Annotated in this window: 29 protein-coding genes, 1 tRNA gene and 1 pseudogene; 16 read left to right on the top strand and 15 right to left on the bottom strand. The window is 41.8% G+C overall.

Annotated elements, in window-relative coordinates:
* Positions 1-15 precede the first annotated feature (15 nt).
* Complete coding sequence (locus IEW82_RS16085; protein WP_188696810.1) at positions 16-594, top strand: TetR/AcrR family transcriptional regulator; 579 nt, start codon at positions 16-18, stop codon at positions 592-594.
* Between the two features lie 298 nt (positions 595-892).
* On the opposite strand, the gene IEW82_RS16080 is transcribed toward IEW82_RS16085, so the two are convergent.
* A tRNA-Val gene (locus IEW82_RS16080) sits at positions 893-968 on the bottom strand.
* A gap of 179 nt (positions 969-1,147) precedes the next feature.
* On the opposite strand from IEW82_RS16080, the gene IEW82_RS16075 reads away from it, so the two are divergent.
* The gene (locus IEW82_RS16075; RefSeq protein ID WP_188696807.1) at positions 1,148-1,444 is read left to right on the top strand and encodes a TFIIB-type zinc ribbon-containing protein; all 297 of its coding nucleotides are present in this window, start codon (positions 1,148-1,150) and stop codon (positions 1,442-1,444) included.
* A gap of 467 nt (positions 1,445-1,911) precedes the next feature.
* Here the strand turns inward: IEW82_RS16075 and IEW82_RS16070 are convergent, their stop codons facing one another.
* Positions 1,912-2,199, bottom strand: coding sequence for a spore coat protein D (locus IEW82_RS16070; protein WP_229672696.1), 288 nt, complete (start codon positions 2,197-2,199; stop codon positions 1,912-1,914).
* 168 nt (positions 2,200-2,367) lie between these two features.
* On the opposite strand from IEW82_RS16070, the gene IEW82_RS16065 reads away from it, so the two are divergent.
* Positions 2,368-2,532: a hypothetical protein gene (locus tag IEW82_RS16065; protein ID WP_188696804.1), complete on the top strand. Its 165-nt coding sequence runs from the start codon at positions 2,368-2,370 to the stop codon at positions 2,530-2,532.
* A gap of 213 nt (positions 2,533-2,745) precedes the next feature.
* Here the strand turns inward: IEW82_RS16065 and IEW82_RS16060 are convergent, their stop codons facing one another.
* A complete protein-coding gene (locus tag IEW82_RS16060; protein WP_188696801.1) occupies positions 2,746-3,303 on the bottom strand; it encodes a phosphatidylglycerophosphatase A family protein in 558 nt (185 codons plus the stop codon).
* A 255-nt stretch (positions 3,304-3,558) separates the two neighbouring features.
* On the opposite strand from IEW82_RS16060, the gene IEW82_RS16055 reads away from it, so the two are divergent.
* The 4 genes from IEW82_RS16055 (at position 3,559) to IEW82_RS16040 (ending at position 6,330) form a co-directional block, all read left to right on the top strand.
* Complete coding sequence (locus IEW82_RS16055; protein ID WP_188696798.1) at positions 3,559-4,290, top strand: alpha/beta hydrolase; 732 nt, start codon at positions 3,559-3,561, stop codon at positions 4,288-4,290.
* A 136-nt stretch (positions 4,291-4,426) separates the two neighbouring features.
* Positions 4,427-4,942 carry a YjcG family protein gene (locus IEW82_RS16050; RefSeq protein WP_188696795.1) on the top strand — a complete coding sequence of 172 codons (516 nt, stop codon included), beginning with the start codon at positions 4,427-4,429 and terminating at the stop codon, positions 4,940-4,942.
* A 5-nt stretch (positions 4,943-4,947) separates the two neighbouring features.
* A complete protein-coding gene (locus tag IEW82_RS16045; RefSeq protein WP_188696793.1) occupies positions 4,948-5,382 on the top strand; it encodes a GNAT family N-acetyltransferase in 435 nt (144 codons plus the stop codon).
* Positions 5,383-5,628: 246 nt separating this feature from the next.
* Positions 5,629-6,330: a DUF421 domain-containing protein gene (locus IEW82_RS16040; protein WP_188696791.1), complete on the top strand. Its 702-nt coding sequence runs from the start codon at positions 5,629-5,631 to the stop codon at positions 6,328-6,330.
* A gap of 66 nt (positions 6,331-6,396) precedes the next feature.
* Here the strand turns inward: IEW82_RS16040 and IEW82_RS16035 are convergent, their stop codons facing one another.
* The 3 genes from IEW82_RS16035 to IEW82_RS16025 form a co-directional block, all read right to left on the bottom strand.
* Positions 6,397-6,753, bottom strand: a complete 357-nt coding sequence (locus IEW82_RS16035) for a hypothetical protein (RefSeq protein WP_188696788.1) — start codon at positions 6,751-6,753, stop codon at positions 6,397-6,399.
* A gap of 112 nt (positions 6,754-6,865) precedes the next feature.
* On the bottom strand, positions 6,866-7,837 hold the full coding sequence (locus tag IEW82_RS16030; protein WP_188696785.1) for an AAA family ATPase: 972 nt from the start codon (positions 7,835-7,837) through the stop codon (positions 6,866-6,868).
* 150 nt (positions 7,838-7,987) lie between these two features.
* A complete protein-coding gene (locus IEW82_RS16025) occupies positions 7,988-9,178 on the bottom strand; it encodes a BMQ_0737 family morphogenetic spore coat protein (protein WP_188696783.1) in 1,191 nt (396 codons plus the stop codon).
* Positions 9,179-9,298: 120 nt separating this feature from the next.
* On the opposite strand from IEW82_RS16025, the gene IEW82_RS16020 reads away from it, so the two are divergent.
* Together IEW82_RS16020 and IEW82_RS16015 are read left to right on the top strand one after the other, a co-directional pair.
* Entirely contained in the window at positions 9,299-10,111 is an 813-nt protein-coding gene (locus tag IEW82_RS16020; RefSeq protein ID WP_188696780.1) for a hypothetical protein, read from the top strand.
* 133 nt (positions 10,112-10,244) lie between these two features.
* Positions 10,245-10,403: a hypothetical protein gene (locus IEW82_RS16015; RefSeq protein WP_188696777.1), complete on the top strand. Its 159-nt coding sequence runs from the start codon at positions 10,245-10,247 to the stop codon at positions 10,401-10,403.
* A 211-nt stretch (positions 10,404-10,614) separates the two neighbouring features.
* Here IEW82_RS16015 and fabI read toward each other — a convergent pair whose 3' ends face one another.
* A complete protein-coding gene (gene fabI, locus IEW82_RS16010; RefSeq protein ID WP_188696774.1) occupies positions 10,615-11,394 on the bottom strand; it encodes an enoyl-ACP reductase FabI in 780 nt (259 codons plus the stop codon).
* A gap of 573 nt (positions 11,395-11,967) precedes the next feature.
* A complete protein-coding gene (locus IEW82_RS16005; protein ID WP_188696771.1) occupies positions 11,968-13,815 on the bottom strand; it encodes a monovalent cation:proton antiporter family protein in 1,848 nt (615 codons plus the stop codon).
* Positions 13,816-14,096: 281 nt separating this feature from the next.
* Between IEW82_RS16005 and IEW82_RS16000 the strand changes: the two genes are divergently transcribed.
* The gene (locus IEW82_RS16000) at positions 14,097-15,278 is read left to right on the top strand and encodes an FtsW/RodA/SpoVE family cell cycle protein (protein WP_188696903.1); all 1,182 of its coding nucleotides are present in this window, start codon (positions 14,097-14,099) and stop codon (positions 15,276-15,278) included.
* A gap of 22 nt (positions 15,279-15,300) precedes the next feature.
* Positions 15,301-16,038: a bis(5'-nucleosyl)-tetraphosphatase PrpE gene (prpE, locus tag IEW82_RS15995; protein WP_188696769.1), complete on the top strand. Its 738-nt coding sequence runs from the start codon at positions 15,301-15,303 to the stop codon at positions 16,036-16,038.
* Positions 16,039-16,195: 157 nt separating this feature from the next.
* Here prpE and IEW82_RS20540 read toward each other — a convergent pair whose 3' ends face one another.
* From IEW82_RS20540 to yjbM, 5 genes and pseudogenes are all read right to left on the bottom strand, one after another.
* Positions 16,196-16,420, bottom strand: coding sequence for a hypothetical protein (locus IEW82_RS20540; protein WP_505891274.1), 225 nt, complete (start codon positions 16,418-16,420; stop codon positions 16,196-16,198).
* A gap of 24 nt (positions 16,421-16,444) precedes the next feature.
* Positions 16,445-16,850, bottom strand: a pseudogene (locus tag IEW82_RS20535) (transposase); the annotation flags it as partial.
* Positions 16,851-17,494: 644 nt separating this feature from the next.
* Positions 17,495-18,388, bottom strand: a complete 894-nt coding sequence (locus IEW82_RS15985) for an RluA family pseudouridine synthase (protein ID WP_188696766.1) — start codon at positions 18,386-18,388, stop codon at positions 17,495-17,497.
* A 16-nt stretch (positions 18,389-18,404) separates the two neighbouring features.
* On the bottom strand, positions 18,405-19,199 hold the full coding sequence (locus IEW82_RS15980; RefSeq protein WP_188696763.1) for an NAD kinase: 795 nt from the start codon (positions 19,197-19,199) through the stop codon (positions 18,405-18,407).
* A gap of 4 nt (positions 19,200-19,203) precedes the next feature.
* Positions 19,204-19,848, bottom strand: a complete 645-nt coding sequence (yjbM, locus tag IEW82_RS15975; protein WP_188696760.1) for a GTP diphosphokinase — start codon at positions 19,846-19,848, stop codon at positions 19,204-19,206.
* Positions 19,849-20,009: 161 nt separating this feature from the next.
* Here yjbM and IEW82_RS15970 point away from each other — a divergent pair, with 161 nt between their 5' ends.
* The 5 genes from IEW82_RS15970 to IEW82_RS15950 all read left to right on the top strand — a co-directional run bounded on the left by IEW82_RS15970 (position 20,010) and on the right by IEW82_RS15950 (position 23,062).
* On the top strand, positions 20,010-20,597 hold the full coding sequence (locus IEW82_RS15970; RefSeq protein WP_188696757.1) for a CYTH domain-containing protein: 588 nt from the start codon (positions 20,010-20,012) through the stop codon (positions 20,595-20,597).
* A gap of 3 nt (positions 20,598-20,600) precedes the next feature.
* The gene (locus IEW82_RS15965; RefSeq protein WP_188696755.1) at positions 20,601-21,281 is read left to right on the top strand and encodes a lytic transglycosylase domain-containing protein; all 681 of its coding nucleotides are present in this window, start codon (positions 20,601-20,603) and stop codon (positions 21,279-21,281) included.
* A gap of 127 nt (positions 21,282-21,408) precedes the next feature.
* Positions 21,409-21,807, top strand: a complete 399-nt coding sequence (locus tag IEW82_RS15960) for a globin domain-containing protein (protein ID WP_188696753.1) — start codon at positions 21,409-21,411, stop codon at positions 21,805-21,807.
* A gap of 4 nt (positions 21,808-21,811) precedes the next feature.
* A complete protein-coding gene (locus tag IEW82_RS15955) occupies positions 21,812-22,687 on the top strand; it encodes a DsbA family protein (protein ID WP_188696901.1) in 876 nt (291 codons plus the stop codon).
* Positions 22,688-22,891: 204 nt separating this feature from the next.
* On the top strand, positions 22,892-23,062 hold the full coding sequence (locus tag IEW82_RS15950) for a hypothetical protein (RefSeq protein WP_188696750.1): 171 nt from the start codon (positions 22,892-22,894) through the stop codon (positions 23,060-23,062).
* Positions 23,063-23,111: 49 nt separating this feature from the next.
* On the opposite strand, the gene pepF is transcribed toward IEW82_RS15950, so the two are convergent.
* Both pepF and IEW82_RS15940 read right to left on the bottom strand, forming a co-directional pair.
* Positions 23,112-24,929, bottom strand: coding sequence for an oligoendopeptidase F (gene pepF / locus IEW82_RS15945; RefSeq protein ID WP_188696748.1), 1,818 nt, complete (start codon positions 24,927-24,929; stop codon positions 23,112-23,114).
* Positions 24,930-25,028: 99 nt separating this feature from the next.
* Positions 25,029-26,225 (bottom strand): competence protein CoiA, encoded by a 1,197-nt coding sequence (locus IEW82_RS15940; protein WP_188696746.1) that lies wholly within the window; start codon positions 26,223-26,225, stop codon positions 25,029-25,031.
* Between the last annotated feature and the right edge of the window lie 3 nt (positions 26,226-26,228).

Raw genomic sequence — 26,228 nt, 5'->3', positions numbered from 1 at the left:
AAGGGTGTGAAAGAGATGGATAAAAACACCAAGAGGACTCCTGCTGCGCTGAAAATCCTAGACGCAGCGTCACAATTGTTTTATTGGAAAGGTATTCATTCCATTGGAGTCGAAACCATTGCTAGCGAGGCTGGAGTAACCAAGAAAACATTATATGATCGTTTCGGTTCTAAGGATCAATTAATCGTCGCCTACCTAGAAGAACGCGATCGTCAATGGAAAAAACATCTAGACAATTATTTGGATCGTATTCCAGATGACAAGCCCTTGCAAAAGATTTTAAGTATATTTGATGCACTAGAGAAATGGTTAGAGACAAATAGTCAAAGGGGCTGTGCCTTTGTAAATGCCTTAGCTGAGCTCCCTGAAGCATCTCATCCTGGAAGAAAGGTTATTTTTGAAGAAAAAAGATGGCTTAAACAGCTATTCGCTACATTTTTGAGGCATTTAGAATTCGATCAGGCTGATGAAATAGCAGAAAAGCTTTTAATGCTTCATGAAGGGATAACCGTCACTTATTCGATGAATCTATCTACTAATGGCATAGCTTCAGCAAAGGAAACTGTTCAATTAATTCTTAATGCTAATCAATAGAAGTCAGCCGGGTCAAAGGGAAACCGGCTGAGCCGTTTTCCCTTGATCCCAAGCTCAAGCTTTCCACAACCATAGCCTCAGCCCTATTGGAGAAAGGGACCACTGATTTTAACGCTATACAATTTCATTCTCAAAAATCGCTTTTCACAGCCATTCCACTTAGATACATCGACTAGTAGCCATGCCACTTTCGTAGATCCTTTGTTTCCGAACCCCAACGTGCATAAATAGAGCACAAAAATAAAACGTGGTTCCTCGGACTGCTCGCGAGAAACCACGTTGCTAATAGGTTTATGTATGGTGACCCGTGTAGGGCTCGAACCTACGACCTCCACCCTGTCAAGGTGGCGCTCTCCCAGCTGAGCTAACGGATCATTTTTTTGAAGGACAAATATTAATATACAGGAAGATGAAACAGGCGTCAATAGCAGGATTAAAAATTTTTTGATTGATAATCTAAAGGAATGCTTGAAGCTTTCTCCCTACATAAAATTCTGAAACCTTGATGAGAATTGCTCGTATTAAATATAGGGAATCATAAAGGAGGATTATCATGAATTGTCCTGTTTGTGATGATGTTCGCATGAAGGAAGTTGAGAAGGAAGGCATCTTGGTTGATATTTGCCCAAGCTGTAAAGGGGTATGGCTGGACCGCGGTGAGCTCGATAAGCTCCTTACCGAGGCTCAGGAGCTACGTCAGCCGTTTAACAAATGGTATAACGAAGCTTATCAGCACAAGCATCAGGAACCGACCAAGTACAAAGAGGCTCACGCTCACAAATACCATGGGGATTATAAACGCAAAAAACCCAAATCCTTCCTTGATCGCATGGGTGACATCTTTGATTGATAACGATACAACAGTATATCTTATTTAAACACAGGCTCCCCTTTCATGGGAGCTTTTTGATTGTTCCTTGAGAACATCATTGCTTGCGAGGTCATGTCAAAGTGAACAATGTCCTGTCTCGCTTCTTCCCAGATTAAAACAAACTGGTCAAAGCGCTTGTCCCACTATCGAGAACGAAAAAAGAGTGCCCTTACGTTGTGAAAAACATGAAGTTCACTTATAGCCCCACTTCTTCACAAGCAGATGGCAGAAACGAACGGGACAATGCGTTAAGCGAGATCACACACATTCATCCAAGAACACTGGTAAAATATTCACATCGTGGGGTAACGTGACCCCCATACAGCTAGTGCATCGGGAAAAGCTCTCAGGAATTGCTTGTAGGTTCTGAGCTTTAAAAACGAGGGGGCCTACAAAGGTTTTCCCTTTGAAAGCACCCTCTTATCCCACTCGCTTAAGTTGGATAATTAAAAGAACCAGCCAGGCCCTTTGGGTCCATGACAGAAATCGCATTGACCTGGACCGGGATAACCTGGGTCTACGACTACGTTGCGTTGCACAACTTGTGGAATATGTCGAGGTACATTAACAATGTTTTGGCGGTTTACAATTTCAACGGGATGAATGACTGGAACTACACGAGGTGTATAAAAATCTCTAACGATTTGCTGTGGGTCGCAAAATATTGGTTGTTGTTGATGCCCCATTTGAAAATCACCTCCGTTATATATAATGAATTTCATGCCAATTTGCACACTGACAATCTCCTAAATAGCCGATAAATGTGCATTATCCCATATGTTTTAAATATCGAACATTCCCATAGATAAGACTTCAAAACTTATAAAACATACATGATTACATGCGAATAGGAAATACTTTTAGTGAAGCATAATGAGCAAGCGGTAAGGAGATGTATTGTTTTGAAGTTTGGAATAGGCTCTAAAATCTCATCATTATTCTGGATTGCGATATCTGGCTTAACGCTCACAACCATTTACTCAGCTTTCCTCATGCAGCAAGGCATTAAGACAAAAAGAATGATTGAGTATATCTATAAACAAAATAAAAAACAAAATATGCCCTGAATTACGAAACATCTAAACAACTAAAATGACCCTCTGCAATTTTCAGAGGGTCTCTCCTGCCTTTATCCAGCCGCAACCACTTATTTGTTAGAGCTTCTAGAGTAAAAACTTCCAGACATCGGACTGTGTATAACTTGAGTGCATTTGAGAAAGGCATTAACAAATGGATGTATAACTTATGCCCTCCCTTCTAGGAAGCCATAGGGCCATTCATTAACTAATCCCCTTCTCATGTTGGTCTGTCACAAGGAGCTGCTGACGTTCTTGCTCCTCTTCTTCATCGCGGATGTGGTGAGCCAAGCGACTGGACGCATTGGCGGCGATACTGGCCACAAGATCATCTAAAAAGGTATGAACACCACTGCCAGCCTTTGAATCCAGCTGTTTAATAATTCCTGTTTTTGCTTTATCTAAATGCCCGTAAGTCGTCACGGCGATGCTCCCATAACCAAAGACAGCACCGATCGCAATGGTTTCATCCACGCCAAATAAGCCTTCATCCGCCTCCACAATCGATTGCAATGGTTCAGATAGCAGTCCTTTTTCAGCCAGCTTATCCAGTTCAATCCCTACAAGGAGGGCGTGCTGCATTTCTCTTTTTTCTAAAACAGCTTCCACGCTTTCCAGACATTTTTCAAGCTTCAAATCAGGCTCATAAGGGGATTGCATCTCATAAACAATTTCTGCGATATCCTTCAATTCTACTCCGCGTTCTTTTAATAGATTTCGAGCAGCCTTATATACGTCACGGCTATGCACACGTTGTTTCATTCGTGATTTCCCCTTTCCATACAAAACTTAAACTTCAATAACAAAAAACGTGTTTACTCTGTATTATACGTAAAACTTTTCTATTAAGAATGCATTTGGACAACTTTTTCTTGATTTTAATTTCAAGAGAATGTATCACTTTTTTTACTTTTTACAATAATCTAGTTTTTATCGACATTCTACTATTCCAATATGCTTTTCCTCGTCTATCTATGGTACAATGGAAATGAAATAATTGTAAAGTGGAGGGACAGCATGGCGTCATCACAACGCATTGTCGAAGATTTTATTCTCTCTAGTCGCTTTTTAAAAGCAGAGATTAAAGCAATCATTTATTTGCCTCCTAACTATTCGCCCTTATATACGTATCCATTAGTCATCGCTCAGGATGGACGGGATTATTTCAATCTGGGGCGAATGGCTGGACTGACTGACCAGCTTATTGAACAAAAGCAAATCATGCCTCCTGTCATCTGCGCGATTCCTTATGAAAATGTGAAACAGCGTTGGCACCGATATCATCCTGAAGGGAACGAGCAAGAGGCCTACATCAAATGTCTTGTTTTTGAATTGTTGCCAAAGTTAAAATCTACTTATGCCTTGGACGATCTTGCCCATTCACGTACTTTAATGGGAGATTCGCTAGGAGGCACTGTCTCACTGGTCACAGCGCTTCGCTTTCCTCATACCTTTGGCCAAGTCATCATGCAGTCTCCTTATGTGAATGAACGAATCATTCAACAGGCCTCCGCCTATCCTAATGCGGAAAAACTGGCGATATATCACACAATTGGTCTTCAGGAAACAGAGGTTAAAACAACCTGGGAGCAATATGAAGACTTTTTGACACCCAACCGTGCCTTGCATCGCGTCCTCAGCTCACAAGGCTTAGCAAAATATCAGTACGAAGAGCTTGAGGGGAACCATACATGGAAAACATGGCAGCAGGATTTAGGCCATGCTTTAACGACCATGCTCAATCCATAATAGAGGCGCTTTTGATTAGATTTCAACATCGCTATCAAGATCAGTGATGCTTTTATCCACCTGTTTGTCCTAAATATATTCAAAGCTTGTATTGACTGCTATAATATTCTTATAATTCATGGAGGAGGAAATGCAAATGAAATATGGAATTGCAATGTTTCCATCCAAACGTCTACAAGACGAGGTCAATTCATACAGAAAGCGTTATGACCCACATTACGCTTATATTCCCCCACATATCACGTTAAAAGAACCCTTTGAATTAGAAGAGGCACAGATAGATGCCACCATCGAAAAAATTCAATCCATTGCTTCACAAGTTGAACCTGTGAAGATTGTGATTGATAAAGTCAGCTCTTTTCATCCTGTGAATAATGTCATCTATCTGAAGGTCCAGGAAAACCCGAATTTAACGAAGCTTCATGATCTCTTGCATGGCAAAGACTTTAAGAATAGGGATCACACCTATAATTTTGTCCCGCACATTACCATTGCCCAAGGACTTGCTGATCTCGAGCATTCAGATATCCTTGACCTCATGAAAATGATCGACTTTCACTATGAGGAAACCATTGATCGCTTTCAGCTGCTTTATCAATTAGACAACCAAGTCTGGGCGGTACATGAGACTTTTCACTTAAATAAAGGATGAAACCCATGAAGATTATCGTTGTTGAAAATGAACACCAATATGAAGATGCTCTCAAGGTCCGCAAACAGGTCTTTATTGATGAACAACAGGTCCCGATGGAGCTGGAAGTGGACGCCTTCGAAAATGAAGCCACCCATCTTGTCGCATACAATGGAAATTCCCCAATCGGTGCTGGACGGTTTCGCATCAAAAGCAATGCGGCCAAGGTGGAGCGCATCTGTGTCCTTAAGGACTTTCGCAGGCAAAATATTGGTTTACACATCATGCAAAAAATCGAAGAGCTGGCTACAGAACTTCGCCTGAGCGAGTTGATTTTACATGCACAGACCCATGCCCAGCACTTTTATGAAAAGCTGGGCTATCAAGTAACATCAGATGTCTTTTATGATGCCAACATGCCTCACGTCGAAATGAAAAAGGTGATTTCCAAAGCCTCTTAAGAGCAACCCGATTTATTGACGGGTTGCTTTTCCTTTATACTATCAGAATGTCTAACTTTGCTGACGCTCATAAAGGAAGAGAGTATAAGGCGGGCTTTGGCTTTCGCCTTCTAAGGCTTGCGGGCAGCCTAAGTGTGTGATTGGCAAAAATCACATCAGGAGTACCAGCGAAATGGTGCCAGCCAAGTTTTCTAAGAATAAGAACGGTGTCCCCTTGGGTAGACTAATGATGGGAGGCACTGGACTATGCATACATATTTCGAAACAACCATCGAGCTTTTGCTAGGTTTTTTTGCGCTGCTCATCCTCATGAAAATCATGGGGCGCTCTTCAATTGCTGAAGCCACACCCTTTGATTTTGTTGCCACCTTAGTGCTCGGTGAATTTGTGGGCAATGCCTTATTTTCTAATGATGTAGATCCATGGAAAATGCTTTATAGCATCGCCTGCTGGGGACTATTGATTTTGATCATTGATTTCATCACGTTAAAGATCAATCGCACCCGCTCTATTTTTGAAAGCAATCCCTCTATTGTCATTAATAATGGTGTTATTGATCGGGCAGTGATGAAAAAAAATAAACTGGATATGAATCGGCTCCAATCTATGCTCCGCGAAAAAGACATTTTCTCTTTGCGAGAAGTAGAGCATGCTATTATCGAACCCAATGGTCAAATTTCAGTGATCAAAAAACCCATTTATGATTCTGCAAATAAAGGGGATCTCAATCTACCGATCCAATCGGTCAGCTTACCCGTGACACTTATAAGCGACGGTGTCCTCATTAAACAAAACTTCTCTCTCATTGGCAAGGAGCCCCAATGGTTAGAAAGTGAACTAGAAAAGCGCAGCATCCCCAGCATTCGCGATGTCATGTTCGCTGAATGGCGTCAAGAGGATGGTCTTTTTATTCAAACCATTTATAACCCTGAATCTGCATCCAATTGAACCACTCAATTCCCATCTTGCATTCTCATATAACCAAAAAGAGCAACCCCGGTGGTTGCTCTTTTCTTATATCCAACCAAAAGGAGGACCTTGTGGTGGACCTTGTTGACCTTCCGGCTGGGGTTGGTTTTGTCCCTCTGCTTCGGCTTCAGTATTCGCACCTTCGTTAGTTGGTTGTTCTGTTTGTTCTTCTTCTCCACTACCTTCTTCAGCTTGCGCAGCGGGTTGTGCTTGTGGTTGCGGCTGTGCTTGTCGAATTGGAAATCCCCAGAAATCACGTGGGATCTGTTGGAAACCACCTTGACCTTGGTCTTGTGTGGACTGGCCTTCTGGCGTATTTTGATGAAGGACGATTTCATTGGCATGAATGTGTAATGTATCGACATGCAATTTTTTCGCCGGTTTCTTTTTTTCCTCAGACACGTTTATCCCTCCTGAATTGGTTTCATGACACTATATGCGTCCATGACACAATTGGTATAGTTATTTGCCCAAACCTCCCCTGAGACACACGTGTATTTGTCATTATCCTTTTTTAAAAGTTAATGAGAATTTGGTTGACTGCTTTAGAGCGGTAATTTTCCTCAGGAAAATAGACAAAAACCTCGACACCTATTTGCTGATAATATTTTGTCTCAATTGGAATTTGCAAATCACTAATGATAAGATTATTTCCTGCATTAAGCTTAATGGCTTGTGTGGGATAGATCCAAATTTCACCACGCTCTTTCGCTTCTTCAGCCCATTCTGTATCTAAAAAAGCCCATTGCCATTTTTCTTGATCGATTGACTCACTTTCTGGACTTTCCCACGACATGATTTTGCCTTTAATAGTTGCCGCATCCCCCGGAGTAAAGCGAAAACAAATATACGGCACACCTAAACCCTTTTGACCGACATTTTCAATAATGAGTTCCCCGCGAATCATGCAGCGCTTTTCATGAACGATGAGCGCATAATCCATGAATGATAAAACACGTTGGGCTTCATGTTCGGTTTGTGAATCCGCTTCTAGCACCGGCTCTTCGTTGAGGCGGGTCTCTCCTTGACTTTTTAAACGCTTATCCATCACGCTTAATCGGCGCTTGTAAATATCAATTTCTTTTTCCTTTTCATTCAAATCATTTTGAACCTCGGCCAGCAGCTTTTCATAGCTTTGAATTTTTTGATTATAATCGCTTAATTCGTATTCGTAGGACCGCTTATGCTGCTTATTTAAGCGATCGATTTCACTTTGTAATTCCTGTTCAAGCTGTTGATGGGCTTGGATATCCTTCTCATACCGCTGTTCAAGATCATCATATTTCTGCTTCAGCTGATTGATGGCCTCTTCACGTTCATCCTGTTGCTCCTGTTGTTCTGTAAAAACTGCGATTTGCTGTTCCAAGCTGGTTACATGATCTTTTGTAAAAATAAGTTCCTTTTCTAACTCTAATGCCTTATTTTTATAATATTTCTCACGATCTATGATTCTGGCGACGCTCAGTCCCTGTTTGCGCTCCTCCAAGCTCTCGCCTCCCTGACTAATTTCTCATATCTCTCCTTATCCTATGAGGTTCTGGGCAAAATGTTGACAGCAGACCTTGTACGTTTTAAATGGAGGGAGACACTTTAAGGTGAGAAGGAAAAAGAGCAGGAAGACCCTACTCTTTTTGTCTTAAACTTTATACTTTAGATCATCGAAATTGACGCAATCCTCGATCTCAAGAGAGCCTTCAAGGACATGAACAATACCTGAATCAAAGACAACACGAGGATGACGATGGAACCGGTCATTAATGAGAATCAACTGGAATTGATCACCTTTGTCACCGGCTACAAGGGCAAGATTAAAGTCTAAGCGATGGCCGTCTGTGGTATGACCTTCACCACTGACAATAAGTTTTGTGCAGTCTTTTAATTCCTTGCATTCAAGCGTTTCTGGATCGAAGCTATCAGCAACAAAAGTGAAGTTCTTCAAGCCATCTTCGCTATCACGATCATCGAAGGTGAATTCAAAGACGCTATCCACTAAGCTGCAATTGGGGCAAATATCAACCAAAACACTTGCAACGCCCTCTTCTGTTGCTTCATCGCCAGTTCTTCCGGTTGCCTCCCCTGATGCTTGGCATTCGCAGCTTTTAGCTGGGAAAATGCTTGGGCATTGTTCTGGGAATTCTACTGGAGGACATGGTGTGACAACACTTTCTGGAGCTGTAAGGTTGTTATCACGTGGTGAGCAGAACTTCGCTAGAACCTCTAGCTTCACTTCGGCTTCAACTTGAACATCGACACAGAAGGTGACTTCAAGTCGGAAGCCTTCAGGAACAGGATTGTTTAAAAGAATTGTTCCTGACGAGATGCGGCTGAATATTTTTGAGATTCTGCAAAGGAGATCTGTGCCATCAGGAAAACAAAGAACGAAGGATTCCATTGCTGCTGCATCAACAATAAATTCTGTGACACATTCGCCATGGCGGTCTACCACTTCAATTTTGATATCTGTATTGAATAAAAGATCGACGAGTTGTGCATCAACAAATTCACCACCAACAGGCACTGTTACATCGCGTTTTTCCCCGACTTGTTCACAGAAGAATCCCTTATTTTCATAAAGCTTTGGATTGCTTTGATTTAATGGAAACAATGGTGGTGTTTTTGGTGTACGACTGATGATTCTGAGTGGGCGACGATTAGGATCATCCATAGCGCTTTCGATGGCCTCTAACTGCTCCCGACTAAAGGGAACGGTCTTAGTAACTGTTAATGTATCCGTTACCCAGTCATAGACCTTTGGAACCCGAATACATTCATCTTGTAAACTATTGCTTGCAGTCTGGATATTCCTCGGTTTATGCATGTTACCCATATATACCTTCCTTTCCACTCAACAACTATCATTGTTGATTGTTTCATTACATACTATGGGTATTAATAAGAGAATGGTACACATCTCCCCGCCCATTTTCTAAGGAAGGAAGGCTTTACGATGCCCTTTACCTCGATTAATGAACAATTAGAAAGGCTCTCAAAGCATGACTTTCATAAGCTGCTTGGCTGTTTGCCCTTTTGGGGCCTAGTCTCAACGGCAAACGGGATTACAGAACGGTACAGCGGACAGCGTGTGTCCTGCTTCGGGTTAAATGATGAAGAAATGGACATTCTGCAGCAGCGCTTGCAGCATACAGGGTTGACCGTTAACTCCGCTCCCAATCAGTCTGCTCATCATTTTATGATTTGCTTTGAATCACGGCTCTCACACCCTATCACAATCCACAAAGAGAAGATGAACTATCAGCTCAAACCCTTGCTGACTATTCAACCCATTGAAATTTCTCAGCTTATCTATAAAAATGTTTGGCTACTGCCTCAAAAATCCCCTATTAGGCTGACTATAGACGCTGACTATCGAGACTATGCGCCTGAATGGATAAGCTATCTCATCCTTCATTACTTTCTTAATCATGAAGGGACCCTAACCCCACCTCATCTTTCCTATGCGGATTTCCAATTTTTTGTTCATCGCATCCTTTATCCCATTAATCCCCTTTTTGCCCAAAGTTACTTGGAAACTGCTCCCACATTAGAACAATGGCCGAAACTGCCCTTAAAAAAACTTGCTGATAAACGAGCGGATGATGATTTACAAAAAGGCAAAGAAAATCCTGTCAGCTCAAATGCATCCACTGAGACACCTTTTCTTGGACATCACGTTGACCAGCACACAACGATTAATCCCTTTAAAAAGGCTGCTTCAAACCCATCGCGTTCTACCATCAACCCATTTAAAAAAGAACACTAACCTCGCCTTACTCCTCAGCTATACACATAAGATTATAAGCAAGCACTATGCGCCCAAACATTTGGCTCGTCTCACACCTTTAAGCCCTCAGCAGAATATAATAAGAGAGCTAAAAAGGAAAGAGGTGGTAAACGTGAGAAAATCCGAAGTCCATGAACTCTATAGAACCGTTAAACGGCGAAAATTTAATGCTCAAAAGCAATCAGCATCCCTTTTCGAACCCACTCGTCCGCAAACAGGTGGCTGTCAAACCTGCGGAAAGGTCACATGGAAACCTTATAAACAAGACTGACCCATATTTTAGAAAACCTAGCTTATACTTCACCGCTTTGCTAAAACACAGCCTGCTGTTCGTACTTTAGCACACACACACTAAGGGGACCACAGTCTTAGGTAGTGAAAACTAAAGCCAGAACTTAAGCTTTATAAAAGGACACAATAATAAGACACCCCTCGTCTGAAAGCGAGGGGTGTCTTTGCTCATGGGTGATCTAAACCTTTATTTAGATTCCAATGGTATGGTAGCCGCTGTCGACATGTAATACTTCTCCAGTAACAGCCGTTGACAGATCACTGAATAAGAAGAGTGCAGAACCGGCAACATCCTCTTTCGTAATCGACCGACGAAGGGGTGCACGTTCCTCAATAACTTTAGCCACCGTATTAAAGTCGGAAACCCCTTTAGCCGAAAGCGTGCGAATGGGACCTGCGGAAATGGCATTCACCCGAATACCGTCTTGTCCTAGGTCGTTAGCTAAATACATGACGCTAGCTTCTAATGACGCTTTAGCAACGCCCATAACGTTATAATTTTTTACGACACGTTCTCCACCTAAATAACTGATGGTGATAATGCTACCTCCTTCGGTCATCAGTGGACGCGCTGCTCGAGCGATTGCAGTGAGTGAATAGGAACTAATATTTTGGGCAAGTAAGAAGCCTTCACGGCTAGTGTTCACGAACTCACCTTCAAGCTCCTCTTTATTGGCGAAAGCGACGGAATGTGCCACGCCATGTAAGACGCCTAGCTTTTCCTTAATGGTTGCAAAGGTTTCATCAATCGCTGCATCATCTGTTACATCGCATTGGAGTACAAGATGGCGACTTGCATCGTCTAAGCCTTCAAGCAGCTTATCGATATTCTTCTTCGATCGTTCTTTACCATATGTAAAAATAATACGAGCCCCTGCGCTATGTAAAGCCTCCGCAATGCCCCAGGCAATACTGCGTTTATTGGCCACACCCATGACCACAAAATGCTTATTTTCCAAAGATAAATTCATTTGATTTCCTCCTTTATTGCGAGCGGACAAACAATCCTATCCTATATTGTACCATGAATGCTATCCAAATTTGAATCACCATTAAGAAAAACCGGGCGAAAAGCATGCCCGGTCCTTGCTCGGTATAGAGCATCATCCAATATGAAATAGGCTTCATTGCCTGGTCAAGTGGATGGGAGCGCAAGGCGCGAGGAGGCTTACCACTCCCCCGCGGAAAGCGAGCGGCCTGGAGAGGAAATCCGCAAGTCCTCATGACCAGAAATTTTGTACTTTCTTTTCTTTTTAGAAAAACTTGTTCAGCATGCTTGGCTAATCCTTCTAATATAGAGGGTGAGACAAAACAAAAAGAGAATACCCTCATACCGAACGATAAGATTTTAAAAGTGCCAGGGAAACCGGAAGCGTGGCGTAGTCAAAATACGGAGACGCCTACGGGAACGAACGGGGCCAGCGTTACTTCACGAATAAACGACGAGTTGTTCCGAGGAAGCTGGCGACGAAGACTCATTTATTTATCCAATGTATTCCTAGAAACTAAAGGACTGCGAGAGGCGATCCCACAGTCCCAGCGTTCTATTCTTCAAGCAATTCTCGCAAGTTGCTAATGTGTTCTCCGCTTCCAGTGACAATCAAGCGATCTCCAAGCCGCAAATCCGTATCCCCGTGCGGGATGATGGATTCACTGTTACGAAAGATTCGTATGATAATGGCATCTCCCTGAAAAGGGAAATTTCGAAGCTTACAAAACTGATACGTTGGATTATTCATCATTATCTCATGTAAGACAGATTTATCTTTAGTTAAAATATCGACAAGACCTGGTGTTTCAATCAAGGCTTTAAGAATCGTTTTAGTCGAAAGCATACCAGAATAGATTTCAATCCCTAAGTCTCTTAACTCATCAACTAGAGCAGGTGTCTCAATGCGAGCGATCACACGCTCAACACCTTCGTCCATTGCCTCTTTAGCTAATTGAGCATTGAGCTCGTCTTGTTTTGTTGCTAAGACAAGGATATCCGCCTCGAATGCTCCGAGCTCATGAAGGGTCTCAACACGACAATCTGGTAAATCTTGAACTTTAAAAGCGGAAGTGTTTGTCGGTTCGAGACGATCCCACTTTTCTTGTTTCCGATGATAGACAATGGTTTCAAAGGTATTCTTCTCAAGCTCCCAAGAAATCGGCAATGTAATTTGGTTAGCACCAATGAAAACGACTTTTTTCTTTTTATTGACATGCTCCTGTGGAAACATTTTTTTAAAAGCAATGGGACCAATTATTGAACTGATCACACCGACAAGGATAATCGCTGAGGCCATTTTACTTCCAATAATATCTAAGCGCTCACCGACACGCGCAGCGGCTATTAGGAGTGTAAGCTTGGCAGAAATCAACAGACCAATACTAAATACGGTCCGCCAGCTATACCATTTACGCAGGAACAATGCTGGAACAATCTTGGCAATGTAAAAGGCCGCAATAAGCACTGGGATTAAGACAAGCACATGAGGATCAGTAAAAATCGAACGCAAGTCGAGATCCACACCCACCATGACAAAAAAGATAGGAATTAAAAAACCGTAGCCAAATGAATCTAACTTATGCACCATTGTTGGGTTAGGCGATAATAAGGATACCAATACGCCAGCTAAAAAGGAGCCCAGTATGATTTCTGTACCCAATGACTCAGCAAGTCCCACCAATACGATAATCAAAGCAAATACTGCGCGAATATCGATCTGAATGGTTCCCTTAGTCATGGTTTCCAAAAAGGAACGGTGTTTAAAATATTTTCCAACGATATAAAAAACCAATCCAGCGGCGAACAGTATAACAATGAACCAGATGCTTCCGGTTTGCGTTGAAGAAAGGGAGACAAAGACAGCCAAAAGAATCATGGTCACTAGATCGCCAATAACAGAAATAAGTAAGATATTCTGACCGATGGTCGTCTTTAAAATGCCTGCATCCTTTAAAGTTGGAACAACAATGCCTAAGGAAATCGTCGCAATCACCAGGGTCATCAAATAAGGATTACTGCTTTGACCAAATAGGCCGATAAGCAGCGCTAAGCCATATGAAACAGCTAAAATGAGAATAAACATCGTGATCGCCAGGATGAAGCTATTCGGTTCCTTTTTCTTTTCCTTATTCTTATTTTTACTTCGTGAGGCGAAAAGAGAAAAGTCGATCTCTAAACCACTTAAAAATAATAAATAAATAAAACCAAGGGTAGACAAAGTACTAAGAATAGCATCATTATGTATGAGATTAAACCCAGTTTTTCCAATAACAATACCAGCAACTATTTCGGCAACAACCACTGGAACAAACTGAAGTCTAAGTCTATGTAATAAAATAGGCATGAGAAAAGCTACCACCACAACTACAACAAGCGATGCAAATGAAGAACTCGTTTCCATTAAGAGCCTCCTTTAAATTCTATAGGTGATAGATAAACCTTTATCTATCTTGAGTAAAATCTAACGGAACAAGCCCTAACATGCAAGAAAAAACGCTCATCCCTTTCCTTATTTTATTTATCAAAAGGGAACTTATCCAAGACATGATGTTTTCTTGTTAACTTTTTAAAATATGGTTTTTCAAGTTTTAAGCGATAAGCTAGGCTAAATGTGATAAAATAGAAACGGCATGTTCAATTAAGGGCAGCGTACATTTTTTGATGAAGGATCGGTTAAAATTGATGAATAAAGACAATAATTTCACTTCAAAAATTGACTATACATTAATCTTCATTGTGTTCCTACTCGGATGCATCAGTGTCATTGCGATCTATTTCGCACCCATTACCAGTTCCCACCTCACTGCCAAGCAATTTGTGATTAGACAAATCTTTTGGTATGTCGTGAGTAGCCTATTAGCCATCGGCATCATGTTTCTCGATTATGAACGCTTTAAGTGGATCGCTTGGTTTTTATATGGCATTCTCATGGTGTTATTACTCGGGCTCTTTGCACAAAAGCATGGTGTGTCTGTTCCTTTTGCTGCCGGGGATACAAGTGGTGCTTACAGCTGGTATAACTTACCCGCCCTCGGTTCCATTCAGCCGTCTGAATTTATGAAGGTGGACTTAATCCTGCTCATAAGCCAAATCATGGTCAAGCATAATGAAATGCTGGCTGTCAGAACCATTCAGGATGACTTTAAACTCATTGGGAAAATACTTGGTGTCTCCCTTCCGCCGTTTGCGCTCGTCTTACTGCAGCCTGACTTAGGTACAGTCACTGTTTTTATGGCCATTATCGTTTCGATGTTCCTCATCAGTGGGATTCGCTGGCGGATCATTTTTGGGATGTTTGCCGTTGGAGCGCTTGGGATTGCTTCACTCACCATTAGTTACTTTATTAATCCTAAGATCATCAGCTTTTTCTTGGAATCGCATCAGCTCGATCGCTTCAAAGGGTGGCTTGATCCCATTCATAATCAAAATAATGAAGGCTATCAGCTCATCCAGTCTTTAATGACCATTGGGTCTGGCCAACTTTATGGCCAAAGTCCAAAAGTCGTTAAAGATATCAGCCTGCCTGCTGGATGGACCGATTTTATTTTTTCAACCATCAGTGGGGTGTTTGGCTTTATTGGTGCAAGTGTGACCATTGCCATATTCTTTTTGCTCATCTACCGCATCGTTAACGCTGCGCTAAAAACCCATGATCCTTATGGCACATACATTTGCACAGGGGTTATCGGTATGCTGACGTTTACTATTTTTGAAAACATCGGTATGACCATTCAATTAATGCCGATTACAGGGATTCCTCTTCCTTTTCTAAGCTATGGAGGAAGCTCACTCTTAACCAATTTTTTTGCTATCGGTTTGATTTTAAGCATAGAAGCACGTTCACGGCAATATATGTTTGACTAATTCAAACGGAGGTTTTGAAAACGTGTTTGATATCATTGGTGATGTCCACGGCTGTTACAATGAGTGCCGAGATCTATTCACACAACTAGGATACAATTGGAAGGACGAGCTTCCCGTCCATCCCCAAAATCGTCTCCCGGTTTTTCTTGGTGATATTACAGACCGTGGACCGAATTCTGTTCGCATGATGCAACTGGTGACGCAATTAGTTGAAGAAAAGTTGGCATTATATGTCCCGGGAAATCATTGCGATAAGCTATATCGTTATCTCATTGGCCGCAATGTTCAAATCAAGCATGGCTTGGAAACAACCGTTGCAGAGCTTGATGCTTTAGATGATCGGACGTTTAAAAAGCTTCGCCATGCCTTCATCACTCTTTATGAAAGCTCCACCTATTATCTCCATCTGGATGACGGACGATTGGTTGTCGCTCATGCGGGCATCAAAGAGAGAGATATCGGACTTCCTGTAAATAAACGCATTAAAACGTTTGTCCTTTACGGCGATATTACCGGTGGGGTGGATGCAAATGGAAAACCGATTCGCTTAGACTGGGCCAAGCATTATCAAGGCGAGCCTTGGATTATCTATGGACATACACCTGTTCATGAAGCGCGCGAAATACGTCATACCATCAATATCGATACTGGCTGCGTATTTGGTGGCAGATTAACGGCTCTTAGATACCCCGAATTCGAACGCGTCTCGGTCCCATCTGAACAGCCCTATCTCCCAGAACACTTTCAATCCTTTGATTAATAATTGGGATTCGCTAACGAACAACGAGGCTGGGACATAACTAGCTAAAAATAATGACAAGAAGGTTCCGATTATCATTTTTTTGATGATCAGAACCTTTTTTCATAGATATTTATCTATATCTAATATGAGATTAGGTGTTCATGGCAGTGTACTTTCATAAGTTCACTGCCATAAACGCAAAGCCGAATTCATTTTCTACTTTCTCTTTGCCTCTCACTGCCATACGAGTGAAACGCAAATTCGCCTTCAGAAATCCAAAAACTGGCAAAAGCTGTTTTCTAATCGTTTCTTTTTGTTGCTCCCATTTCTCATTGTAATAAACTCTTCGAGGATTCCCTTCCTTCGCTTTCGTACATTGCCAACGTAATGGACAATCCAAACAGTCTTCGCACTCATAGACTTTAAAAATAACTTCTTCCTCAATCAACTTTTCCTGAACAAGCTGACATCGACATTGTACGAAGCACTGACGTAATAACCCTTTGACCTCTAGATGGACACGAAAACGATTGATCGTGCGATAGCTTGGTTCATAACCTTGAGCCAGCCACATCATGCGCACACTATCTTTCAGTAAAGCTTCGAGCTTTCTGCCAGAGAAACCGATTGCGTGTAAGCACACAAAATCATTTTCATCATCATACGAGGGTGATAGGACGGACACCCGTATCATGCAAAAAGCCTGTGAATGCTCCATCAGGAATCTTTTCCACCACATCATTCACGGCGTAAGCAATATCATTTTTTTGAAGTTTTCTTTCTAAATCTAACGGCAAAACCACTTGATTCATGGTATAATGCTTAAACATTAAGGATACCTACGATTCTGTTTGGGTGGGGTTACTTTAACTTTATCAGAAGGTATCCTTTCTGCGTACTTATTTTTAGAACTTTTTAAAGGCAAGAAGGCTCAGTCTTGTTTAGCTACTAAAAAAGGGTTTAATACCAAAAGCCTTGTCAGTTTTCAAGTGGATTGGAGCGAAAGACGCTCTGACGCCTTCGGGAACGGGGCCAGCGTTACTTCACGAATAAACGTCGAGTTGTTCCGAGGAAGCTGACTTCGAAGCCATACGCGTAGACGCAGAAACAGGGGACTTTTAATCACAAATACTTGGGAAAACAGATCGGTCCATTCCCAAGTGAGCTGAGGTCACTAAGGACGATCGGCTAAAAACGTCACGTCCTGTGACAACGCTGACCCTACCCACATCGTGTGGGCATGAGGAGAGCAAGCGTTCTGTAGCGAAAAATAACCTTGCCAATTCCGATGACAAACAGAATTTTATACTTTTTAATTCAAAAGAGTGGTAACTACCAATTTTTTGGTATTTACCACTCTTAATTTATTGGGTTTTGTCCCGGCCTCGTCTTTTTACACTTCTTAATTATCGCGTTGGCTTTCACCACTTTTTGGGCCTAGCAGCGCAACATTAATGTGTGATTTGAAAAAAAGTCACCTCAAGAGTGCTTGCATGTCCTCCGGAAGCGGACTGCTTGCTTCCATCCTTTGATTCGTATATGGATGCTGAAAGACCAGCTTCGCGCTATGAAGAGCGTGCCGAGGCATAACGGCTGTGCTCCCTCCATACAAATCATCCCCAACTAAAGGATGGCCGATATGAGAAAGATGAACGCGAATTTGATGCGTCCGTCCAGTTTCTAATGTAATTGCAATTAAAGACCTGTTCGCCATTTCTTTAACCACCTCATAATGGGTCACAGCGTGTTTCCCCTCAGTGGTCACGCACCGCTCAATAATGCTGCCCACTTTTCGACCAATGGGAGCAGCAATCGTTCCCCGTTGACTAGAAAGCCGGCCATGCACAATTGCCAGATACATGCGGTGCAGTGTGCGCTCCTTTTGCATCCTAACAAACCAATCATGGGCAACGCTGTGTTTAGCAAATAACACAAGCCCTGAAGTATTCCGATCCAATCGTGTGACAGGATGAGCCGTATACGCTTTTTGCTGCTGCTCTAAATAATAGCTGACACCGTTCGCTAATGCCTGATGCCTGTGGTTATAGCCAGGAACAGTAGCAAGGTAAGCCGGTTTATTGAGAATAAGCATGAGGTCATCTTCAAAGTGAATGTCTAGGGGCATCTTCTCACTGGTGATGCCTTCTCCTTTCGCTTCGGGAGGAAAGATAACATCAACCCGGTCCTGTTCAGAGAGTTTGGCTCTCACCGTTACTGGCTGGCCATTAACCAATAATGAACCGCCACCATGCTTCACTTTATTAATAGCTGTTCTTGAAAGCTTTAGCTCTTGAATTAAAAAATCCCGCAACGGCATTTCTTTTGTAACATGACGAGAAAAAGTCAAAGGCTCTAAATGGTGTGGCATGCTTCATACTCCTCAATTAATCGCTAACAAAGGATTCTCTGACGCGCTTCCAAAACGGAAATGGACGTAAGCGGGCGAAACGCACGCGTTCTTCAGCCACACGACAACGAATCGATTGGACATCTTTTTGCGTTAGAAACAAATGATCAATGGTGATATCAAAATTGACGTCATTGACTGGCTTTAATGTGCAGGTGTGATGTTCAGGTAAAACTAAAGGCGATCCGATGGTACGAAAGACACGGTTATTAATCGATGCCATTTCTGCAAGTTGAATGGCCGAAAGAGACGGATGCAAGATGGCCCCGTTTAATGCTTTATTATAAGCTGTACTTCCTGTTGGCGTTGAAAGGCACAATCCGTCGCCACGGAAGGTTTCAAACCGATCCCCTTTAATAATCACATCAATAACCAGACTCCCCTCCATACTTTTTATCGTACACTCATTTAAAGCGAGATAACGCTTATCAGGGATATCATCATTAAAACAGATACTCACTTCTAACAACGGATATTCCACAATCTGGAATGGCGTTTTGGCAAGATGGATCACCAGCTTCTCTACCTCATCAGGTGTCCAATCCGCATAAAAGCCTAGATGCCCTGTATGCACACCAACAAATGCAGTCTCGCTTAAACGATTGACATAGCGATGAAAAGCGTGCAAAAGGGTGCCATCCCCACCTACGGAGATTACTATATCGGGCTCTTCTTCATCATAAGTTAAGTCAAATTCATTAAGATAATTTGTTATTTGTTTTTTTATTTTATTGGATGTGTCGTCACCTTTTGATTGAATAGCAAATTTCATAAGCTCACCTTTTCGAACGGTTAATATCGTGTTCATCACTGTTTTTTAAAGCAAAATGCTTCTGTGCTTCTTGGATTTCTCCCTTAATTTTGGACATTTCTTCATCCAAACGAAACGCGGCTTCTGAAGCGCGTTGCAGCCGTTCCTGCACTTCAGCAGGCAAGCGACCTTCATATTTATAATTCAGAGAATGCTCAATGGTTGCCCAAAAATTCATTGCCAGGGTGCGGATTTGCACCTCAACTAAAATTTTTTGTTCACCGTTAATCGTTTGTACAGGATAGTTTACGACAAGATGATAGGAACGATAGCCGCTAGCCTTGGTTTCTGTTATGTAATCACGCTCTTCTATTACCGTCATGTCTTGACGATCACGAAGGAGTTCAATCACGGTCTGGATGTCATCAACAAACTGACACATAATGCGAATGCCCGCCAAGTCCTGCATATCGGTATGTAATTCATGCAATGCAATATGTTTGCGCCGAGCTTTATCTAAAATACTGGCAACGGGTTTGACACGTCCTGTGACAAATTCTATTGGACAATGCTGCTTCGCCATCTCATATTGTTCACGATAGCCTCTTAATTTAATTTTCAATTCATCTACAGCTTGCTTATATGGAGACAAAAAAAGATCCCAATCCATAAATAACCACCACCGTCATTTTCATCCAACTTTTTAAACTAATTGTGAATTACACCCATTAACGGTATCTTTTTTCTTTTTTATTCATTCCATAAATATTGTTTCCTTACACTCATTATGGCATAATCCAAGTAAACTTACCATTTCAAAAGAGGAAGAAAATGAATCAAGAAATAGAAATTGAGTATAAACAACTCTTAACACAAAATGAATTTAAGGCGCTGCTCAATGTCTTTCATCTAACAGATCAAGATTTTATCAGGCAGGACAATGATTATTTTGATACACCCGACTTTAATTTAAAAGCGGCACGCTCAGCCTTGCGAATTCGTCACCGCCGTGAGCAGTCTATGCTCACCCTCAAACAAGAGACCGAGGGCGGGATGCTTGAAACCCACCAACTGCTCACTCAAGAAGAGCTCATAAGGTTAAAGCAGGATGGAAGGCTCCCAGAAGGTGACGTTGCAGCTGTTTTAAAGCCACTAGATATTAATCCTCATGCCTTTCAATTCTTAGGCACATTGACCACCTACCGCGCCGAACGTGGCTATAAAGCAGGCCTATTGGTTTTTGACCATAGCGTCTATTTAGGCATAGAAGATTTTGAATTAGAATATGAGGTCAAAGATCCAAAGCACGGTAATGAAGCTTTCTTGCAATTATTGCATTCAAATCACATTGCTCTAACGCCTACTAAAAATAAGATCGCTCGCTTTTTTGATAGAAAAACACAACTCGGAGGCCTTTAAAATATGGAAAACATTCAATTGGTCCAAGCACTGCTTCAACTCCAAGCTATGAAAAGCTTAACCTCCTCATCCTTAGGGGACGATTCCTCTTCAGACGGATCGGATTTTTCTAGTCTATTGGAAACCATACTTCAAGGCAATGACGGTCAAACATCGACACTCTTACCTGGTGATTCAGAATTGCCAGGTATGACAGGTTTATCTGCCAATCCATTGAATTCAGCCCCTTATGTTAAATTAAATCTAGGGATGCAGCCTATTAGTATGCAGGCATTGTCCCAACCGACAACAGAGAAGCTATCTGGTTCTACGGATTATGACCAGTATATTGATCAGGCAGCAAAAACCTATGGCGTTGATCCCAAGCTGATTCGCTCAATTATTCAGCATGAATCGGGATTTAATCCGAATAGTCGCAGTCAAGCTGGTGCGCTAGGCCTTATGCAGCTCATGCCTCAGACAGCGGCTAGTCTTGGGGTAACCAATCCGCTTGATCCCGAACAAAATATCCTTGGCGGCACAAAATATATAAAAGAGCTATTGGACCGCTTTAATAATAACAAAACATTAGCGGTTGCAGCCTATAATGCAGGGCCAGGCAATGTCCAAAAATATGATGGCATTCCACCTTTTTCTGAAACACAAAATTATGTTAAAAACGTTCTTTCCACATACTATAGTTAAAACACTCAAATCACGCTCTGACTTTTTTTGTTAAAATAATGTCGATTATTTGCCCAAAGTGGTCTTGCCTTGATACAATGAGGATATACAAAAAGATATATATCCCGTTCGTTATCGGAGGCACTATATGAGAAGCGAAAGATTTAATGCATTTGAAGCCATTGGTGGTTCAGAAACACTCCGTCGCCTCGTAACGGCTCATTATAAATATGTAGCGGCTCATCCTGATCTAGCACCCATTTTTCCTAACGATCTAACAGAGACCGCTCGAAAGCAGCAACAATTTTTAACCCAGTTTTTAGGTGGTCCTCCCCTTTTTTCTGAGGAGCATGGGCACCCTATGTTAAGGGCAAGACATTTACCTTTTCCAATAACTCCAAAGCGGGCTGAGGCATGGTTATCTTGTATGAGCCGAGCAATGGATGACATAGCGCTCGATGGCACCTTACGAGATAGTATCTTTAAACGTTTGACTCTCACCGCCTATCACATGGTTAATACTGAAGATGAATATGACGGCGAGTAAGGAGATGATTGTGTTGTTATATAGCGACAGCTCCACTTGCGAAGGCTCTTCAAATCAAAGTTGTAGTATTTCTAATACAGTGAGTAAGAAAACAAAACCGATTGAGGTTTACGCCTTTGTCAACCCAATATGTCCTGAAAGCTGGGGCATGGAGCCTAACATGAAAAAGTTAGTCGCCGAATATGGACAATATTTTACAATGCGAATTATCCTTGGCTATGGTTCCGACCATTCCGAAAAATCATCGCAGTGGGGCAAAACAGCTCAGTTATCAGGCATGTCCTTTAATGAGCACTGCCATGAGGTGAAGTCTTGCTATAGAGCCTCATTAGCGGTCAAAGCAGCTGAGCTTCAAGGAAAATGCGCTGGTGAACGATTCTTAAGAATTTTGCGCGAGCGACTCTTTATTGATACCAAAGATATTAATTCTGACGCTGTTCTTAATGATTGTGCCAAGCGAGCAAAATTAGATTTAGGTGAATTCAAAAACGATATGGAATCCTCACGGCCAATCAAGGGGTTGCAATGTGACCGGAGAATTACCAATGAAATGGACGTTAATGAATTTCCAACTCTTGTGTTTTTTAATATTCGTGATGATAATGAGGGCATTAAAGTAGCGGGACGCTATCCTTATAATGTCTATGTACAAATTCTCACTGAAACATTAGGAAAACAGCCGGAGAAGCAGTCGCCTCCAAAGCTTGAGGACTTTCTCAAGAAGCATCGTTTCCTGGCCACACAAGAAATCGCTTTGGTCTATGATAAGGAAAAAGAAGAGGTTCTTAAGGAACTAAAAAAGTTAAGATTAAAGCAGGTCGTTTCCCCAGTCCACGTCAAGCATGGTACATTTTGGCGTTATATCAATACAGACGACTGACGAAGCAAAGCCATGATCAACTTATGTTTTTAGGCTTTGTTTTTTTTGCAATTGAAAGCTCTATGCTATATAAACAATCAGCTCTCTGATCCCCTTGGCAGTTGGGCAGCTTATAGTATGACAAGTGAGTCATGCATTCATAAAGCACTATCTTTAGGAATAGGATGAGTATAGGATTGTCTAAAACTAAAGTGTGGTGATCATATGAAAAATTTCTTTATTTTTTTATCGATCCTAGTCACGTTAATTGCCTTTTTCTTCTATCTTCTCTCATTGATGAAGCTTGAACCATTGGCAATCTCTGGACCGGTATTTTTCATCTCTATTTTAGTGACCGTTCGTTTGATTACACATCGCAAAAAATCCACACTATAGCCCCCGTCCATAACCATCTGGAGGGGGCTTTTAATGTGCCTTTTATTTCTTAAAACAAGAGTTTCTCCATTTCATCAAGAACAGATTCAAACACTTTAAATGCTTGTTTAATGGGCTCAGGAGACGTCATATCTACTCCAGCACGTTTAAGCACCTCAATGGGATAATCCGAGCTTCCTGCCTTTAAAAAGGCTTTATAGCGCTCTACCGCAGACTCGCCTTCATTAAGAATTTGTTGGGAAAGCGCCGCCGCTGCGCTATAGCCTGTCGAATATTGATACACGTAGAAGTTATTATAGAAATGAGGAATTCTTGCCCATTCAATAGCAATTTCCTTATCAATCGTCATACCCTCACCAAAATATTTTTGATTCAAATCGTAGTAGATCTCTGAAAATAACTCAGAGGTCAATGCTTCACCATTCGCTGCTCTTTCATGTGCTACCTTTTCAAATTCTGCAAACATCGTTTGCCGAAAAACCGTACCCCTAAAGCCTTCTAGCTGATTATTTAACAGATACAGCTTTTTCTTCTTATCCTCTGTCGTTTTGAGCAAATAATCATTAAGCAAAGCTTCATTACATGTCGATGCCACTTCAGCTACAAAAATGGAATAATTGGCATACGGATAAGGCTGGTTTTCTCGTGTATAGTAGCTGTGTAAAGAGTGCCCTAATTCATGTGCCAGTGTAAAGGCATCATTAATATCATTTGACCAGTTTAACAGAATATAAGGCATTGTTCCGTAGGTTCCAGAGGAATAAGCCCCACTACGCTTATTTTTTGTTTCTCGGACATCGATCCAGCGCTTATCATAGCCTTCACGGATGATGTTAAGGTATTCTTCTCCCATCGGAGCCAAGCCTTTTAATACAAGCTCCTTCGCCTCTTCATAAGAAAGCTTCATATCAACATCTTGAACGAGAGGTGTATAAAGATCGTACATGTGTAAATCTTCTAACTTTAACGCACGCTTGCGAAGCTCAACATACCTATGTAAAAGGTGGAGATGATCATTGACAGTTTGTACTAGGTTATCATACACTTCCTCAGGAATATTATTTCCCGATAAAGCAGCTTGACGTGCAGAATCATAATGACGTACACGTGCATAGAAATTGTCGCGTTTAAATGCCGCACCTAGCGTACTGGCAAAGGTGTTCTTAAAGCTTTCATACGTCCCATGCATTGCTTTAAAAGCGGCTTCCCTTACACGCCGGTCGCTGCTTTTAATTAAGGAATGATAACGCCCATGCGTCACTTCTACATCTTCACCATCTTCACCTTGGATCGTCGGCAGCTGCATGTCCGCATTATTCAGCATCCCAAAGGTCGTTGAAGACGCACTCATCACTTCACTGGCTTCAGCTAAGAGCGCTTCCTTCTCTTCACTTAGGACATGAGGGCGCTCACGGTTAATTTCATCCAATGCCTGACGATAAAGTTTGAGAGCATCACTTTCATCTAAAAATGTCTTTAACTTCTGCTCATCCATAGAAAGAATTTCAGGAACAAAAAAGGAAAGACTGCTCCCAACGCCCGCAGCTAAATTACGTGCGCGATCATTAAGGGCCTGGTATGTAGCATTTGCTGTATTTTCATCTGCCTTCATATGTGAATAAGCAAACAGTTTACTCAAGGTCATGGTCAGTTCATCTTGTTTTTGCAAGGCTTGAAATAATGTAGCGGCTGAATCGCTTAATTTTCCTTTAAACGCCGTTACTTCGGGAATCATTGCCTTAACCTTTTTAAAATCCTCTTCCCACGCCTCAACGCTTTCATAAATCGCTTCTAAATCCCATCTTTCAGATTCAGGAATAGCCTCTCGTGTCGGCAGCGATTGCGTCACTTGTTCTTGTTCGGACATAAAAAACACCTCCAAAATTAATCATTTCCTACTATTCTTATTGTATGCTAAAAAAATTAAAATCTCCATTAAATTAAACGGTTCTAGAAGCTCTCATAGTCAAAAAGCATATAAAAGATCCAGTAGCTTTTGATCCTTTTTTAACAGCGTTTCTAAATCGAGATTCTTCCACTCTATGGATTGATTAATACGATAGCTGTCCCCTGATAAAGGTGTAATAAGCCCCACTCGACTTAGCAGTAGTAAATAATCTGTTAAAGCCTGCCTTATCGGTTGGAAGCGCAGCATCAGGTGTAGCTGAAAATAACGCTGCAGCACCATTTTTTGAAACCCTCTTTCAATTTCCTCTAGAGTGAAATAGGCTCCCTTACCTCTATTAACGAAATGAGTAATGATCCACATCTGCCAGAGATAAGGCGGCGTGGCAATAGCAATAGAAGAGGCAATAGGCAGACCAATGTACGCCGGATAACTGCTAAACACATGACGCCTTCTTGCGCAGATCGTAAATAAATAGCGTTCTAAAGGGCTAAACTTTGGCAATACTTTAGTACGCCAATGCTTTTTTTGCCGAAGCCAATGACGCTTCCAGGATAAATAGACAGGCGAATGAAATGAGGGGGTGAGAAATTCTTTCAAATTTATGTGGCTATCTGGCTGAGAATGTTCAATGCCAATAAATTGCGTAGAAGTTAATGGAAAAAGAAGCTGAAGAAAACAAAAAAGCTTCTTAGTAGGGGAAAAATAACGTAAAAAGTAAGTGCGCTCACTGTGTGTTGCCATCTCCTGCAGCGTTGCAAGCTCCATCGCTGAAAGCTTAAATAGATTGGGGGCTAGCTTCTTTAAACGATGGCTTCCAAAGAGCCAGCAGACACGAATGCCCTCCGCAGCTAAGCTGTCAGAACGTGCTTTAAGTTGTTCATAGCCTATAGTTGCGCATTGAAATTCTATGGCCAAAGGCGGAACCCTCTCTGGTAAATAGAGATCGGGTCTTCTTTGTATGGCTGGTAGATAATATTCAACTTCTGCCTTTACCCCATTTGTTTTAAGCCAGTGATACAGTTTACTTTTACCCGTCAGATGCGTTCGCGTTTCGGGCTCATGTTGGTTGGGACAGTCTCCCGCAGCTTTGTGAGCAAAATGCCAAGCTACTGATTGTCCTAGCTTCATGATGACCTCTTCCCCGCAGCTCTGACAATAAAAGTGCTCTGATCCTTTCATTTCTTGCAGTTCTTTTAAAGAAAACGACTCTAACAGGGAAATGCGTTTTCCGCGTTTGTTCATGGCAACAAACACTTC

Origin of the sequence: Pullulanibacillus camelliae, from assembly GCF_014642655.1 — a bacterium.
Classification (GTDB): Bacteria; Bacillota; Bacilli; order Bacillales; family Sporolactobacillaceae; genus Pullulanibacillus; species Pullulanibacillus camelliae.
Note: the sequence above shows the minus strand (reverse complement) of the source record. Positions and strands in the feature narration are given on the sequence as shown.

Excerpts from the sequence above, each read along its gene's own strand:
- IEW82_RS15980 (WP_188696763.1), bottom strand. The coding sequence starts at position 19,199 with ATGAAATTTGCTATTCAATCAAAAGGTGACGACACATCCAATAAAATA.
- IEW82_RS16040 (WP_188696791.1), top strand. The coding sequence starts at position 5,629 with ATGCATACATATTTCGAAACAACCATCGAGCTTTTGCTAGGTTTTTTT.
- yjbM (WP_188696760.1), bottom strand. The coding sequence starts at position 19,848 with ATGGATTGGGATCTTTTTTTGTCTCCATATAAGCAAGCTGTAGATGAA.
- fabI (WP_188696774.1), bottom strand. The coding sequence starts at position 11,394 with ATGAATTTATCTTTGGAAAATAAGCATTTTGTGGTCATGGGTGTGGCC.
- IEW82_RS16085 (WP_188696810.1), top strand. The coding sequence starts at position 16 with ATGGATAAAAACACCAAGAGGACTCCTGCTGCGCTGAAAATCCTAGAC.
- IEW82_RS15970 (WP_188696757.1), top strand. The coding sequence starts at position 20,010 with ATGAATCAAGAAATAGAAATTGAGTATAAACAACTCTTAACACAAAAT.
- IEW82_RS16075 (WP_188696807.1), top strand. The coding sequence starts at position 1,148 with ATGAATTGTCCTGTTTGTGATGATGTTCGCATGAAGGAAGTTGAGAAG.
- IEW82_RS16050 (WP_188696795.1), top strand. The coding sequence starts at position 4,427 with ATGAAATATGGAATTGCAATGTTTCCATCCAAACGTCTACAAGACGAG.
- IEW82_RS16005 (WP_188696771.1), bottom strand. The coding sequence starts at position 13,815 with ATGGAAACGAGTTCTTCATTTGCATCGCTTGTTGTAGTTGTGGTGGTA.
- IEW82_RS16055 (WP_188696798.1), top strand. The coding sequence starts at position 3,559 with ATGGCGTCATCACAACGCATTGTCGAAGATTTTATTCTCTCTAGTCGC.
- pepF (WP_188696748.1), bottom strand. The coding sequence starts at position 24,929 with ATGTCCGAACAAGAACAAGTGACGCAATCGCTGCCGACACGAGAGGCT.
- IEW82_RS16045 (WP_188696793.1), top strand. The coding sequence starts at position 4,948 with ATGAAGATTATCGTTGTTGAAAATGAACACCAATATGAAGATGCTCTC.
- IEW82_RS15950 (WP_188696750.1), top strand. The coding sequence starts at position 22,892 with ATGAAAAATTTCTTTATTTTTTTATCGATCCTAGTCACGTTAATTGCC.
- IEW82_RS16025 (WP_188696783.1), bottom strand. The coding sequence starts at position 9,178 with ATGGGTAACATGCATAAACCGAGGAATATCCAGACTGCAAGCAATAGT.
- IEW82_RS16020 (WP_188696780.1), top strand. The coding sequence starts at position 9,299 with ATGCCCTTTACCTCGATTAATGAACAATTAGAAAGGCTCTCAAAGCAT.
- IEW82_RS16060 (WP_188696801.1), bottom strand. The coding sequence starts at position 3,303 with ATGAAACAACGTGTGCATAGCCGTGACGTATATAAGGCTGCTCGAAAT.
- IEW82_RS16000 (WP_188696903.1), top strand. The coding sequence starts at position 14,097 with ATGAATAAAGACAATAATTTCACTTCAAAAATTGACTATACATTAATC.
- IEW82_RS15955 (WP_188696901.1), top strand. The coding sequence starts at position 21,812 with ATGATTGTGTTGTTATATAGCGACAGCTCCACTTGCGAAGGCTCTTCA.
- IEW82_RS15985 (WP_188696766.1), bottom strand. The coding sequence starts at position 18,388 with ATGCCACACCATTTAGAGCCTTTGACTTTTTCTCGTCATGTTACAAAA.
- IEW82_RS15965 (WP_188696755.1), top strand. The coding sequence starts at position 20,601 with ATGGAAAACATTCAATTGGTCCAAGCACTGCTTCAACTCCAAGCTATG.
- IEW82_RS15960 (WP_188696753.1), top strand. The coding sequence starts at position 21,409 with ATGAGAAGCGAAAGATTTAATGCATTTGAAGCCATTGGTGGTTCAGAA.